Source organism: Tardiphaga sp. 862_B3_N4_1 (assembly GCF_051811085.1).
GTDB classification, from domain to species: domain Bacteria; phylum Pseudomonadota; class Alphaproteobacteria; order Rhizobiales; family Xanthobacteraceae; genus Tardiphaga; species Tardiphaga robiniae.
In genome coordinates, this window is the sequence record NZ_JBPWQB010000001.1 from 1,750,930 (window position 1) to 1,764,805 (window position 13,876).

At 63.3% G+C, this 13,876-nt stretch carries 12 protein-coding genes; 11 read left to right on the forward strand and 1 reads right to left on the reverse strand.

All coding sequences use genetic code 11. The features are described from left to right. Window positions 1-129: 129 nt before the first annotated feature. From denD to AB8B02_RS08105, 10 genes are all read left to right on the forward strand, one after another. Window positions 130-1,116: a D-erythronate dehydrogenase gene (gene denD / locus AB8B02_RS08060; protein WP_439063640.1), complete on the forward strand. Its 987-nt coding sequence runs from the start codon at window positions 130-132 to the stop codon at window positions 1,114-1,116. 7 nt (window positions 1,117-1,123) lie between these two features. Beyond that, on the forward strand, window positions 1,124-2,047 hold the full coding sequence (locus tag AB8B02_RS08065) for a sugar kinase (protein ID WP_439063641.1): 924 nt from the start codon (window positions 1,124-1,126) through the stop codon (window positions 2,045-2,047). 13 nt (window positions 2,048-2,060) lie between these two features. Further along, window positions 2,061-2,723, forward strand: coding sequence for a bifunctional 4-hydroxy-2-oxoglutarate aldolase/2-dehydro-3-deoxy-phosphogluconate aldolase (gene eda / locus AB8B02_RS08070; protein WP_439063642.1), 663 nt, complete (start codon window positions 2,061-2,063; stop codon window positions 2,721-2,723). A gap of 49 nt (window positions 2,724-2,772) precedes the next feature. After that, the gene (locus tag AB8B02_RS08075) at window positions 2,773-3,942 is read left to right on the forward strand and encodes an acetyl-CoA acetyltransferase (RefSeq protein ID WP_439063643.1); all 1,170 of its coding nucleotides are present in this window, start codon (window positions 2,773-2,775) and stop codon (window positions 3,940-3,942) included. A 21-nt stretch (window positions 3,943-3,963) separates the two neighbouring features. Next, window positions 3,964-5,517 carry a class I adenylate-forming enzyme family protein gene (locus AB8B02_RS08080; RefSeq protein ID WP_439063644.1) on the forward strand — a complete coding sequence of 518 codons (1,554 nt, stop codon included), beginning with the start codon at window positions 3,964-3,966 and terminating at the stop codon, window positions 5,515-5,517. Window positions 5,518-5,661: 144 nt separating this feature from the next. After that, window positions 5,662-6,885 carry a CaiB/BaiF CoA transferase family protein gene (locus AB8B02_RS08085; protein ID WP_439063645.1) on the forward strand — a complete coding sequence of 408 codons (1,224 nt, stop codon included), beginning with the start codon at window positions 5,662-5,664 and terminating at the stop codon, window positions 6,883-6,885. Between the two features lie 3 nt (window positions 6,886-6,888). Beyond that, window positions 6,889-8,055 carry an acyl-CoA dehydrogenase family protein gene (locus AB8B02_RS08090; RefSeq protein WP_439063646.1) on the forward strand — a complete coding sequence of 389 codons (1,167 nt, stop codon included), beginning with the start codon at window positions 6,889-6,891 and terminating at the stop codon, window positions 8,053-8,055. Window positions 8,056-8,221: 166 nt separating this feature from the next. Further along, entirely contained in the window at window positions 8,222-9,358 is a 1,137-nt protein-coding gene (locus AB8B02_RS08095; protein WP_439063647.1) for a thiolase family protein, read from the forward strand. Then, window positions 9,355-9,723, forward strand: coding sequence for a Zn-ribbon domain-containing OB-fold protein (locus AB8B02_RS08100; protein WP_439063648.1), 369 nt, complete (start codon window positions 9,355-9,357; stop codon window positions 9,721-9,723). The genes AB8B02_RS08095 and AB8B02_RS08100 overlap by 4 nt, the downstream gene beginning before the upstream one ends. Further along, window positions 9,720-11,798 (forward strand): acetate--CoA ligase family protein, encoded by a 2,079-nt coding sequence (locus tag AB8B02_RS08105; RefSeq protein ID WP_439063649.1) that lies wholly within the window; start codon window positions 9,720-9,722, stop codon window positions 11,796-11,798. Before AB8B02_RS08100 ends, AB8B02_RS08105 begins: the two co-directional genes overlap by 4 nt. A gap of 42 nt (window positions 11,799-11,840) precedes the next feature. Here AB8B02_RS08105 and AB8B02_RS08110 read toward each other — a convergent pair whose 3' ends face one another. Next, complete coding sequence (locus AB8B02_RS08110; protein WP_320443890.1) at window positions 11,841-12,704, reverse strand: LysR substrate-binding domain-containing protein; 864 nt, start codon at window positions 12,702-12,704, stop codon at window positions 11,841-11,843. 98 nt (window positions 12,705-12,802) lie between these two features. On the opposite strand from AB8B02_RS08110, the gene AB8B02_RS08115 reads away from it, so the two are divergent. Continuing rightward, entirely contained in the window at window positions 12,803-13,813 is a 1,011-nt protein-coding gene (locus AB8B02_RS08115) for a bile acid:sodium symporter family protein (RefSeq protein ID WP_439058136.1), read from the forward strand. Window positions 13,814-13,876: the final 63 nt, after the last annotated feature.

Consider the following 13,876-nt stretch of genomic DNA (forward strand, 5'->3'; position numbering starts at 1 on the left):
GCGGTCGTCTTCGACCGCGTCTCGAAGGATGGCCGTAGTCTCATTCATGGTTCGAGACGGCGCCAAAGAGGCGCCTCCTCACCATGAGGGCCAGAGTTGAACCCAAGAACAAGAAGAAGGAGTTTTCCCTTGCACATCCTCATCCTCGGCGCCGCCGGCATGGTTGGCCGCAAGCTCACAGAGAAACTGGTTCGCGACGGCCGTCTCGGCAATCGCGACATTACCCGCATGACCCTGCAGGACGTGGTGGCGCCGGCAAAGCCTGCGGGTGCGTCGATTCCGATCGAACTGGTGACGTCGGACTTCGCCGACCCCAAGACGGCTGCGCCGCTGGTCGCCCACAAGCCGGAGGTGATCTTTCATCTCGCCGCCATCGTGTCGGGGGAGGCGGAGGCTGATTTCGACAAGGGCTATCGCATCAATCTCGACGGCACCCGCTACCTGATCGACGCTATCCGCGCCATCGGCGGCGGCTACAAGCCGCGGCTGGTCTTCACCTCGTCCATCGCCGTGTTCGGCGCGCCGTTCCCCGACAAGATCGGTGACGAGTTCATTCACACGCCGCTGACCTCCTATGGGACGCAGAAGTCGATCTGCGAAATGCTGATCGCCGACTACACCCGCAAGGGTTTCCTGGACGGCATTGGCATCCGCCTGCCGACCATCTGCGTCCGTCCGGGCGCACCGAACAAGGCCGCCTCCGGTTTCTTCTCCAACATCATCCGCGAGCCGCTGGCCGGCAAGGAAGCCATCCTGCCGGTGTCCGAGGACGTCCGCCACTGGCACGCGTCGCCGCGCTCTGCGGTGGGCTTCCTCGTCCACGCCGGCACGACGGATCTTCAAGCGATGGGCCCGCGGCGTAATCTCAGCATGCCCGGCATGTCGGTGACCGTCGGCGAGCAGATCGCCGCACTGGATCGCGTTGCCGGCAAGAATGTCGTCGCCCGCATCAAGCGCGAGACCGATCCGGTCATCACTGGCATCGTGTCAGGCTGGCCGCGTGATTTCGATACCGCACGCGCGCTGAAGCTCGGCTTCACCACGGCCGAGAAAACCTTCGACGACATCATCCGCATCCATATCGAGGATGAACTCGGCGGCAAGTTCGTCGATTGAGGCCACCATGCGGATCGCCAGCATCGGCGAATGCATGATCGAGCTGCGTCAGATGCCGGGTGGGCACCTGACGCGGTCCTTTGGCGGCGACACGCTGAACACTGCGGTCTACCTTGCTCGGCTTGGCGCGGAGGTCGATTACGTCACCGCGCTCGGTGACGATCCGCTCAGCGACGAGATGATTGCCGGCTGGCAGGCCGAGGGCATCGGCACTGAGCGGGTGATGCGCCTCAAGGGCAAGCTGCCCGGCCTGTATATGATCGAGACCAATGAGGCGGGCGAGCGCCGCTTCTATCACTGGCGCGATGCGTCAGCTGTCCGCAGCTTGCTAAGTCTACCCGAGACTGACGCGCTGCTGTCCGCACTCGCGGACTATGATCTGATCTATCTCTCGGCCATCACACTGTCGCTGTTCGACATCGCTGGACGCGACCGCCTGATTGCGGCGCTTCAACAAGCGCGCGGTGCAGGCGTCCGCGTCGCTTTCGATACCAATTTCCGCGCGCGGGGCTGGCCCGATCTCGATCTGGCGCGCGCCGCGTTTCAGGATGCTTTTGCGGTCTCCGATATCGTGCTCGCCTCGGTCGAGGACTTGTTGCCGCTCTATCCCGGCGAGGCCGAGGACAAGCTGCTGTCGCGTATTAAAGCAGATGAAGTGGTGCTCAAGCTCGACAGTCCCGCGAGCATCATACGGCATAACGGCCAGCCGCAGCGTATCGAGGCCGAGCCGGTCAGGGGCGCGGTGGTCGATACCACCGCGGCCGGCGACAGTTTCGCTGCTGCCTATCTGCACGCACGTCTGAGCGGCGCTCAGCCCGTCGCCGCCGCACAGGCAGGTCACTATCTCGCCGGCACTGTCGTCTGCCATCCCGGTGCGATCATCCCGCGCGAGGCGATGCCCGATATGATCGCGTTCGACACACCCTCATGAGAGGACCATCCGCATGAACAAGCCTCTCGATATCGGTCAGCGTCAGGATCATCTGCGAAAGCTGCTGAAGGCAGCATTCGTCGTTCCCGTGCTCACGATCGAACGTGTTTCCGACGCCGTGCCGCTGGCGCGGGCGTTAGTCGCCGGTGGTATCCGCACGCTGGAAATCACCTTGCGCACCGATGCTGCCGTTGAAGCGGCGAAGGCCGTCATCGCCGAAGTGCCGGAGGCCATCGTCGGCATCGGCACGGTGCTCACGCCGGCGGATTTCCAGAAGGCCTATGCCATCGGGGCGCGCTTCACGGTCAGTCCCGGCGCGACGCGCGAATTGCTGGACATTGCAGCTTCCAGCGATCTGCATTTCCTGCCGGGCGTCGCCTCGGCCTCGGAACTGATGCAGGCGCGCGAACGCGGTTTTGATGTGCTCAAGTTCTTCCCCGCGGAACAGGCCGGTGGCATCGCGATGCTGCGCGCCTGGGCGGGACCGTTTCCTGACGTGAAATTCTGCCCTACAGGCGGGGTCGGCGAGGCCAATGTGGCGAGCTGGCTCACCGAGCCGATGGTTCTGGCGGTCGGCGGGTCCTGGATCTGTCCGTCCTCAATGATACGTTCTGGCGATTGGGCAGGCATAACGGCCATGTGCGCGCGGACCATGAAAAGCCTGCAAGCGCCATGAAGCCGGGCTATAACGGGCTCAATATTTGAAATCGATCAGGGAGACGACCATGACTGCCAGCATCGTTGGTTGGGCGCATATGCCGTTCGGAAAATTCGACGCCGAGACCGTCGAGAGCATGGTGGTTCGCGTCGCGACCGAAGCCATGGCCGATGCGGGCATCTCCGCCAGTGATGTCGATGAAATCGTGCTCGGTCATTTCAACGCCGGCTTCTCGCCGCAGGACTTTACCGCATCGCTGGTGCTGCAGGCCGATCCCGCTTTGCGCTTCAAGCCCGCCACCCGCGTCGAGAATGCCTGCGCCACCGGTTCGGCTGCCGTGCATCAGGGTATCAAGTCGATCGCCGCCGGCGCTGCCAAGATCGTGCTCGTGGTTGGCGTCGAGCAGATGACCCGCACGCCGGGACCTGAGATCGGTAAGAACCTGCTCCGCGCGTCCTATCTGCCGGAAGACGGCGAGACGCCTGCGGGCTTCGCCGGCGTGTTCGGCGGCATCGCGCAAAAATACTTCCAGAAATACGGCGACCAGTCCGATGCGCTGGCGATGATCGCCGCCAAGAACCACGCCAATGGCGTCCACAATCCCTATGCGCAGATGCGCAAGGATGTCGGCTTCGAATTCTGTCGCTCCGAAAGCGACAAGAACCCGTTCGTCGCCGGCCCCTTGAAGCGCACAGACTGCTCGCTGGTGTCCGACGGCGCCGCGGCACTGGTGCTCACGGATTCCGAGACCGCGAAGACCATGGGCAAGGCGGTCAACATCAAGGCCACCGGCCATGCGCAGGATTTCCTGCCGATGTCGAAGCGCGACATCCTTCAATTCGAGGGCTGCACCGTGGCCTGGCAGCAGGCGCTGAAAACCGCCGGCGTTGAGATCGGCGATCTCTCTTTCGTCGAGACGCATGACTGTTTCACCGTCGCCGAACTGATCGAATATGAAGCCATGGGCCTGACGCCGCGCGGGCAGGGCGCACGCGCCATCAAGGAAGGCTGGACCCAGAAGGACGGCAAGCTGCCGATCAATCCGTCCGGAGGCCTCAAGGCCAAGGGTCACCCCATCGGCGCCACCGGTGTGTCGATGCACGTGCTGAGCGCAATGCAATTGCTGGGTCAGGCGCCCGAGGGCATGCAGATCAAAAATGCAAAACTCGCCGGCATCTTCAATATGGGCGGCGCCGCAGTGGCGAACTACGTCTCCATCCTCGAGCCGGCGAAGTAACGCGCAAGCGAGGGCGACACCATGAATGTCGCACAATGGCTGGCATCGTCGGCGCGTCTGCATCCGCAGGCGCCGGCGCTGCTGACCGGCACCACGGTCCAGGCTGACTACAAAACCTTTGCGCGCCGCGCCGCGGCCATCGGTGCTGGCCTCGTGCGCGATTACGGCATTCAGCCTGGCGACCGCGTCGCACTGTTCGCGTCAAACTGCACCAAATATCTCGAATGCATGTACGCGGTGTGGTGGATCGGCGCGGTGGTGATCCCGATCAATGCCAAGCTGCATGGCCGCGAAGCGGCATGGATCTGCGACAATGCCGGCACGAGGCTGGCCTTTGTCGACGACGACAGCCGTGGCGCGCTCGTTCAGGTCGAGGAAGACCTGCCGACCGGCATGCAGATGCTGTCCATCGACAGCGCAACGTTTCATGAATTGCAGCATGGCGAGCCGGTGTCCGCGGTCCCGCTGTCCCGCGAAGACAACGATCTCGCCTGGCTGTTCTACACCTCCGGCACCACCGGCCGGCCCAAAGGTGTGATGCTCAGCCACGGCAATCTGGTGGCCATGTCCATGTGCTATCTCGCCGATGTGGATCAGGTCCATCAGGAAGATGCGATCCTCTATGCCGCGCCGATCTCGCATGGCGCCGGTCTCTATAATTTCATCCATATCCGTATGGCTGCCCGCCACGTCGTGCCGGAGAGCCAGGGCTTCGAGCCCGACGAAGTGCTCGATCTCGGCAAGCAACTCGGCGATGTCGCGATGTTCGCGGCGCCCACCATGGTGCGCCGTCTGGTCGATGCGGCGAAGAAGCGCGGCGAGACCGGCGAGGGGCTGCGCACCATCGTCTATGGCGGCGGGCCGATGTATCTGGCCGACATCCGCGATGCCATTGCCACCATGGGGCAGCGCTTCGTGCAGATCTACGGCCAGGGTGAATCGCCGATGACGATCACCTCGCTGCCGCGCGCCTTCCATGCCGATACCGAACACCCGCGCTATCTCGAACGGCTGGCTTCGGTCGGTCCGGCGCAGAGCGTGATGTCGGTGCGGATTACCGATGCCGATGGCAAGCCTTTGCCGGTTGGCGAGACCGGCGAGGTCGAGGCCAAGGGGCCGGCTGTGATGCTCGGCTACTGGAACAACGACAAGGCCAATGCCGAAACGCTGAAGGACGGATGGCTCCGCACCGGCGATGTCGGCCGACTCGACGACGACGGTTTTCTCACGCTGTCCGACCGCTCCAAGGATGTCATCATCTCCGGCGGTACCAATATCTATCCGCGCGAAGTCGAGGAGGCGCTGCTGACCCATCCCGCCGTGCGGGAAGTCTCGGCGATCGGGGTGCCCGAGCCGGACTGGGGCGAGGTCGTCGTCGCCTGTGTGGTGCTGGAGCCAGGCGCATCCGCCGACGATGCGGCACTCGACGCGCATTGCCTCGCCAATATCGCCCGCTTCAAGCGCCCCAAGCGCTATGTTTATCTCGATGCGCTGCCGAAGAACAATTACGGCAAGGTGCTGAAGACCGAGCTGCGGGAAATGATGCGCGCTTCGGCGTCGGCGGGGGCCGGCTAGTCGTTACCACTTTGACGCGTACCGGCATCCCGCGCATACGGCCCCGCGTCTGGCGCCCTTGCGTCCGCAAAGCCGCTCCCGCTAAGACGAAGGCAACAGGGGCGCACTGGCGCCTGACCACACGCTTTTCGGGAGCAAACGACTTTGACGGGACCACTTCACGGGATCAGGATCATCGACATGACCTCGGTGATGATGGGGCCTTATTGCACCCAGACGCTGGGTGACTACGGCGCCGATGTGATCAAGGTGGAGTCTCCCGATGGCGACGTGGTTCGGTCAATCGGGCCGATGCGTAATCCCGGGATGGGCCCGATTTTCCTGAATACCAATCGCAGCAAGCGCTGCGTCTGCATCGACCTCAAGAAGGAAGAGGGGCGTGCGGCGCTGCTGAAACTGGTCCAGACCGCCGACGTGCTGGTCTACAATGTCCGCCCGGCGGCGATGGCGCGGCTCAATCTCGGCTATGAGGTCATGGCCAAGATCAATCCGCGGCTGATTTACGCGGGCGTATTCGGCTTCAGCCAGGCCGGCCCCTATGCCGCCAAGCCCGCTTATGACGACCTGATCCAGGGCGCCACCGCGCTGCCCGCGTTGAATGCGCGCATCAGCAGTGACGGTGTGCCGCGCTATGTGCCCAATGCGCTGGTCGATCGCATCGTCGGGCTCACCGCGCTTGGCGCCATCCTTGCCAGCGTCGTGCATCGCGACAAGACCGGCGAGGGCCAGCGCGTCGACATCCCGATGTTCGAAACCATGGCGAGCTTCATGATGGGCGACCACATGGGCGGCCTCACTTACGATCCGCCGCTCGACAAGGGCGGTTACGGCCGACACCTGTCGCCGGATCGCCGGCCGTACCAGACCTCGGACGGCTATATCTGCGCGATGGTGTATAACGACAAGCAGTGGAAGAGCTTCCTCAAGCATGTCGGCCGCGAAGAGCTGTTCGACGATCCGCGCTTCGCGACCTTCCCGCAGCGCATCCAGCATATCGACACGGTGAATGCCGAACTGTCGCGCATCTTCAAAACCAGGACGACGGCGGAATGGGCCAAGCTGCTCGATGACGCCGACGTGCCGTCGACCCCGATGCACACGCTCGAAAGTATGATGCAGGACCCGCATATGCTGGCGACCGACTTCTTCCAGCAGGTCGTGCATCCGACCGAAGGCGCGATCCGCAGCATGAAGGTTTCGGCGACCTGGTCGAAGACTCCGGTCAATCCGACGCGCCTTGCCTCGCATCTCGGCGAGCAGAATGCCGAGGTGCTGGCCGAGGTCGGCTATACGGCCGAGCAGATCGAGAAAATGCACAAGGATGGCGTGCTCCGACAGGCCGCTATCCCAGATACGTCGGAGCTGTGACGCATGGATTTCGCCCTCGACGCCAACCAGGAATCCATCCGCGACGCCATCGAGAAGATCTGCGCGCGTTTCGACGATGCCTACTGGCTGAAGAAGGACAAGGAGGGTGGTTTCCCCATCGACTTCCACAAGGCGATGGCCGATGCCGGCTGGCTCGGCATCTGTATTCCCGAGGAATATGGCGGTTCGGGCTTGGGGATCACCGAGGCCGCGATCATGATGCGCGCGATTTCGGAATCCGGTGCCGGCATGTCGGGCGCGTCTGCCGTGCATATGAATGTGTTCGGCCTCAATCCGGTGGTGGTGTTTGGCACGCCCGAACAGTGCGCGCGCATGCTGCCGCCGATCGTGGACGGCACCGAGAAGTCCTGCTTCGCGGTGACCGAGCCGAATACCGGCCTCAACACCACGCAGCTCAAGACCCGTGCCGTGCGCAAGGGCGATCGCTACATCGTCAACGGTCAGAAGGTCTGGATCTCCACCGCGCAGGTCGCCGAAAAAATCCTGTTGCTGGCGCGCACCACGCCGCTGGAAGACGTCAAGAGCCCGACCCACGGCCTCAGCCTGTTCTACACGGATCTCGACCGCTCCAAGATCGCCGTGCACGAGATCGAAAAGCTTGGCCGCAAGGCCGTCGACTCCAACGAGCTGTTCATTGCCGATTTTGAAATTCCGGTCGAGGATCGCATCGGCGAAGAGGGCCACGGCTTCGAATATATCCTGCACGGCATGAACCCCGAGCGCATCCTGATCGCGGCGGAAGCCGTCGGTCTCGGCAAGGCTGCACTGAGGAAGGCGGCCGACTACGCCAAGGTGCGCAACGTGTTCAACCGCCCGATCGGCCAGAACCAGGCGATCCAGCATCCGCTCGCCAAGAACTGGATGGAGCTCGAAGCCGCCTGGCTGATGGTGCTGTCGGCCGGCTGGCAATATGACCAGGGACTGCCCTGTGGTCCTGCCGCGAATTCGGCGAAGTATCTCGCGGGCGAAGCCGGCTATCACGCCTGCGAGCAGGCGGTGATGACCCATGGCGGCTTTGGTTACGCCAAGGAATATCACGTCGAGCGTTATTTCCGGGAGTCACTGATCCCGCGTATCGCACCGATCAGCCGCGAACTGATCCTGAGCTTCATCGCCGAGAAGGCGCTCGGTTTGCCGAAGTCGTATTGATGCGTGACAGCGCCAACACGCTCCGCATGTCGTCCCCGCGAAGGCGGGGACCCATAACCTATAATGTTGTGGAGGGGCGCTGTGGCGATGGCTGTGTGTTGATCTTGTCTACCGAGGCTATGGGTCCCCGCCTTCGCGGGGACGACAATCGAGTTTGGAGCGACGCATGAGCTACATCACCGGCGTCGGTCTCCTCCCTTACGGCAAGCACGAGGGCTCATCGACCATCGACCTGATGTCCCGCGCCGCCGAGCTGGCGCTCACTGACGCCGGCCTCAAGCGCGGCGACATCGACGGCTTCCTGTGCGGCTATTCCACCACCATGCCGCACATCATGCTGGCCACCGTATTCGCCGAGCATTTCGGCATCACGCCATCCTATGCCCATGCCATCCAGGTCGGTGGCGCCACCGGCATGGCGATGGCCATGCTGGCGCATCAACTGGTCGAGGGCGGTGTCGCCAAACACGTACTTGTGGTCGGCGGTGAGAACCGACTGACCGGTCAAAGCCGCGACGCCTCGATCCAGGCGCTGGCGCAGGTCGGTAATCCCACCTATGAAGTGCCGCTCGGCCCGACCATCCCGGCCTATTACGGCCTCGTTGCCAACCGCTACATGCACGAATACGGCGTGACGCAGGAAGACCTTGCCGAATTCGCCGTGCTGATGCGCAAGCATGCACTGACTCATCCCGGTGCGCAGTTTCACGAACCGATCACCGTCGCCGACGTGATGGCCTCGAAGACCATTGCCACGCCGCTCAAACTGCTCGACTGCTGCCCGGTGTCCGATGGCGGCGCGGCCTTCGTTGTCAGCTATGAGCCGACCAGCCCAACGAAAATCCGCGTGCGCGGCGCTGCGCAGGCGCATACCCACCAGCACATCACCGCCGCGCCGGCGCTGTCCGAACTCGGCGCCGAGATCGCCATTGCGCGCGCGAAGAAGGCGACGGGCATCGAAATCTCTGACGTCCGTTATGCCGCGGTCTATGACAGCTTCACCATCACACTGGCGATGCTGCTGGAAGATCTCGGTCTCGCCGGCCGCGGCGAGGCAGCGGCGCAAGTGCGTGCCGGCCATTTCGGCCAGCACGGCACAATGCCGCTCAACACCCATGGCGGTCTTCTGAGCTACGGTCATTGCGGCGTCGGTGGCGCCATGGCGCATCTCGTCGAAACACATCTGCAGATGACAGGCAGGGCCGAGAACCGTCAGGTCAGGGATGCTTCCGTCGCGCTGCTGCACGGTGACGGCGGTGTGCTGTCGTCCCATGTCAGCATGTTCCTGGAGCGCGTATCATGAGCGAGCTCAAGCCTGCCGCCGACTGGACCACCGGGACTGAAGCTATCGGCTATCAGTCCTGCCGTGCCTGCCAATCGATCCAGTATTTCCGCCGCAGCTTTTGCGCGGCCTGCGGGTCGTCCGATCTCGACGACAAAATCGCGAGCGGCGAGGGCACCGTCTATGCGGCCTCCCTCGTGCTGCGCGCCGGTACGCCGGAAGCGCGCGAGCATGTGCCCTACAATATCCTGCTCATCGACACCGTCGAAGGCTTTCGCATGATGGCCCACGGCGCCAACGATCTCGTCATCGGCGACAAGGTAAAAGCCGGCTATCGGCGATTCACCGGCCGCCTCGTACCGTTCTTCGAAAAGACTCCTCAATGAGCCGTCTGCACTTCGCCCTCGATCCGAAATCTGTGGCCATCATCGGCGCCTCGGAAAATCCCAACAAGGTCGGCGGCCGTCCGGTCCACTATCTCCAGAAGTTCGGCTTCAGGGGCAAGATCTACCCGATCAATCCGTCGCGCACGGAGATCCAGGGTGAGAAGTGTTACAAGAGCCTCGCCGATCTGCCGGAAGCGCCGGAAATGGTGATCGTCGCCGTCGCCGGCGACAATGCCATCGGCGCCGTCGAGGATTGCGCCAAGGCTGGCGTCAAGATCGCACTGGTGATGGCCTCGGGCTTTGGCGAAGTCGATGCGATCGCCGGCAAGGCGAAAGAGCGCCGCATGGTCGAGATCGCGCATAAGCACGGCATGCGCATCGTTGGCCCGAATACACAGGGCCTCGCCAATTTCGGCACCGGCATCATCGCGTCCTTCTCCACCATGTTCATGGAATTCGAGCGCGTTGAAGGCCATGTCGCCATGCTCAGCCAGAGCGGCGCGCTGTCCACGGTGCCGGTCGGCTTCCTCAATCCGCGGGGCATCGGCGTCCGTCACAGCCACGCCACCGGCAATGACTCGGACATCACCGTCGGCGAACTTGCCATCGCGGTGGCCGAAGATCCGGAAGTGAAGCTGATGCTGCTCTATCTCGAGAGCATTCCGGAGAAGAAGTATCTGGAAGAACTCTCCGAAGTCGCGCTCCATCGCAACCTGCCGATTATCGCGCTGAAATCCGGCCGCACCGATGCCGGCAAGGCGGCAGCGCAGTCGCATACCGGCGCGCTCGCCAATGAAGACCGCGTCGTCGACGCCTTCCTCGAACATCACGGCATCTGGCGCGCGCCGGATATGCGCGGCCTCGTCGAGGCCACCGAGCTTTATCTCAAGGGCTGGAAGCCGCAGGGCCGTCGCCTGGTCGCGATCAGCAATTCCGGCGCGGTCTGCGTGATGACCGCGGATGCTGCTTCGACCGTCGGCATGCCGATGGCCAAGCTGGCACCCGAGACCGACAAGAAGCTGAAGGGCATCCTGCCAAGCTTCGCCACCACGACCAACCCGATCGATCTCACCGCGGCGCTGCTGTCGAACAGCCGGCTGTTCGGCGACATCCTGCCGGTGATCGCCGAAGATCCTGCGGCCGATGCTTTTGTCATTGGCGTGCCCGTGGCGGGCCCGGGCTACGACGTCCCGGCCTTCGCGCGCGACAGTGCCGCTTTCGCTGAGCAGACCGGCAAGCCGCTGGTGGTCGCGGCGACGCAGCCCAGCGTCGCCAAGGAGTTCCAGGCGCAGGGTGTCTCGGTATTCCCGACCGAGGTCGAGGCGGTCACCGCGCTGAATCAATATGTGTCGCATCATGAGCTGATGGCGCGCGTGAAGGCGCGCAAGCGCGTTCCGTCGTCCACATTGATCTCGGCCGACAAGACCGTGATGATGAATGAAGCCGACAGCCTCGCTCTGCTGGCATCGCGCGGCATCCCGGTGGTGCCGTATCGGCTCGTGCATTCTCGCGCTGAAGCCGAGGCGGCATTCGATACCATAGGCGGCAAAGTGGTGGTGAAGGGCTGCTCGGCCGACATCGCCCACAAGTCGGAACTTGGACTGGTCAAGCTCGGCGCCGCCTCGCGCGAGGCGGTCGGTGAGGTCTATGCCGAGATGGAAGAGATCATCCGTAAGCAGGGTTCGCGCTTCGACGGCGTCATCGTCGCCGCCATGACCGGCGGTCGCCGCGAGATCGTGATCGGCGCGCATCGTGATCCCGTCTTCGGCCCGGTGGTCATGGTTGGCGACGGCGGCAAATATGTCGAGGTGTTCAAGGACACCACACTGTTGCTGCCGCCTTTCATCAGGGACGATGCCAAGCGCGCGCTGGCGAAGCTGCGCATCGCGCCACTGTTCGAAGGCGTCCGCGGTGAGCCGCCGATGGATGTGGATGCGCTGGTCGATGCGATGGTGAAGATCGGAGAGTTGATGGCGGATACGTCCGCCAAGGTGATGAGCATCGACCTCAATCCGGTGATGTTGAATACGAACGGCTGCGTCGTGGTGGACGCCGCGGTGTTCAAGGGCGAGTAGGGCGCCTGGACAGATCGGCCAGCCGGAGAGAAGGACGATCCGTCAGCTCTGCCGATCGCGCGGACCGGCCCAGTTCATGATGGTCGTAGCGAGCGCTTCGACGGCAGGTGGTGGGTGGTCCGGTAAGATCACCGCGAACTGAATGTCGGGCAGTTTCGGAAGGCCTTCACGAGACGGCAGGATCGTCAAACCGGGCGGCATTAAACGGACTGAATGTGGCAACAGGCCGATGCCGGCACGCGCCGCAGCGCTCAGGCCGGAGACGTTGGCGCTCGTGAATGCGATACGCCATCGTCGCCCCGCCGCTTCGAGAGTCTCCAGCACGCCGACGCGCGTGATGCTGGGCGGCGGGTAGAGGATGAGCGGCAAGGGACTGTCGGGATCGAGCCGGAATTCGGGATGCGCCATCCATTCGATCGGCTCTTTCCATGCAATCCTGCCCCGGCTGTCGCCATCTCGCCGCTTCACCAGTGCGAGATCCAGTCGACCCGCATCGAATGACGTGCGCAGATCCTCGCTCAGTCCCGAATGCAGTTCGATATCAAGCTCCGGATGCCGGCGCGCGAAAGCGGCGAGCACGTTCGGCAATGCCGACAACACGAAATCTTCCGATGCGCCGAACCGCAACCGGCCGCGCAGCGGCGCAGCCGACAGGTACTGCTGCAGATGGGCATAGCGTTCCAGGATCGAGCGCGCATGATCGAGCAGAACATCGCCATCTGGAGTGAGGCCCACCCGGTGGGTGCTGCGGTCGAACAAGCGACGGCCGGTCTGCTCTTCGAGGCGCCGGATGTGCTGGCTGACGGTCGATTGTTGCAGCCCGAGGAGACGGGCCGCGCCGGTGAAGCTCCCGGCATCGGCAACCGCGACGAAGCTTTGCAACAGGTCGACTGGCACATGATCCATGATCATCACGATACATGATGATTGATATCGCTGTTATGGGGATTTTGCATTAAGGCGGAAGAAATTAGATCTGGGCCATCAACCAGAGGCTCATCGCTATGATCACACGCCGCCATATCAAATTACCGGTCGATCAATTCCTGTTGTGGCTGACAGCAACAGTCGCGCTGGCTGCCGTGCTGCCCGCGCGCGGCGATGCCGCTGTCTATGTCGATCACACCGTCACCGCTGCTGTGGCGCTCCTCTTCCTGCTCTATGGCGCGCGCCTGTCGCCGACCGCCGTGAAGGAGGGCCTGCTGCATTGGCGGCTGCAGTCGATGGTGTTCTCCAGCACCTATCTTCTGTTTCCGCTCGTTGGCGTTGCGGCGAGTCTCGCGCTGCGTCCGTATTTGCCAGCCGACCTCGCCACCGGTCTTCTCTTCATGTGTCTGCTGCCGTCCACCGTACAATCATCTATCGCCTTCACCGCGATCGCGCGCGGGAATGTCCCGGCGGCGTTGTGCAGCGCATCAGTCTCCAATCTTCTCGGCGTCGTGCTCACGCCGATCCTGGTTGCGCTGTTGCTGTCTTCGGCAGGCAGCGGATTCTCCATCGTGGCGTTTGAGGAGATTGCCGCGCAGATCGTCGCGCCCTTCGTGGTCGGGCAGTTGATCCGCCCCTGGGTCGGTGCGTGGTTGCTCTCCCATTCGCGTCTCACCTCGGCGGTCGATCGCGGCTCCGTGCTGCTCATCGTCTATGCCGCCTTCAGCGCCGGCATGGTCGAGGGAATCTGGGGCCAGCTCTCGGTCGGCACTCTCGCAGGGGTTCTCGCCATCGATCTGGCGGTGCTTGCAGTTGTGATCGTCTCGACAATGCTGGCTAGCCGCTGGATGGGCTTCTCGACCGAGGATGAGATCGCCATTGTCTTCTGCGGATCAAAGAAGAGCATGGCGAGCGGCATTCCGATGGCCGCGATCCTTTTCCCGGGTCACGCCCTCGGCCTGATCGTGCTGCCGATCATGCTGTTTCATCAGGCTCAATTGTTCGTCTGCGCGATCCTTGCGCGGCGCTATGCGAGGCGCCGGGCTGAGCAGGGTATCGAAGGCGAAGCCGCGATGCTGCCGACGTGAGGCGTCGCTCGCTGGGTTGATGATGGCGCGCGAAGCTCGTTGGCTGCGTGCGCCATCCTTATT

Bases quoted from the DNA above. Each gene is read 5' to 3' on its own strand.
- AB8B02_RS08080 (WP_439063644.1), top strand. From the start codon at position 3,964: ATGAATGTCGCACAATGGCTGGCATCGTCGGCGCGTCTGCATCCGCAG.
- AB8B02_RS08105 (WP_439063649.1), top strand. From the start codon at position 9,720: ATGAGCCGTCTGCACTTCGCCCTCGATCCGAAATCTGTGGCCATCATC.
- eda (WP_439063642.1), top strand. From the start codon at position 2,061: ATGAACAAGCCTCTCGATATCGGTCAGCGTCAGGATCATCTGCGAAAG.
- AB8B02_RS08100 (WP_439063648.1), top strand. From the start codon at position 9,355: ATGAGCGAGCTCAAGCCTGCCGCCGACTGGACCACCGGGACTGAAGCT.
- AB8B02_RS08065 (WP_439063641.1), top strand. From the start codon at position 1,124: ATGCGGATCGCCAGCATCGGCGAATGCATGATCGAGCTGCGTCAGATG.
- AB8B02_RS08075 (WP_439063643.1), top strand. From the start codon at position 2,773: ATGACTGCCAGCATCGTTGGTTGGGCGCATATGCCGTTCGGAAAATTC.
- AB8B02_RS08115 (WP_439058136.1), top strand. From the start codon at position 12,803: ATGATCACACGCCGCCATATCAAATTACCGGTCGATCAATTCCTGTTG.
- AB8B02_RS08095 (WP_439063647.1), top strand. From the start codon at position 8,222: ATGAGCTACATCACCGGCGTCGGTCTCCTCCCTTACGGCAAGCACGAG.
- AB8B02_RS08090 (WP_439063646.1), top strand. From the start codon at position 6,889: ATGGATTTCGCCCTCGACGCCAACCAGGAATCCATCCGCGACGCCATC.
- AB8B02_RS08110 (WP_320443890.1), bottom strand. From the start codon at position 12,704: ATGGATCATGTGCCAGTCGACCTGTTGCAAAGCTTCGTCGCGGTTGCC.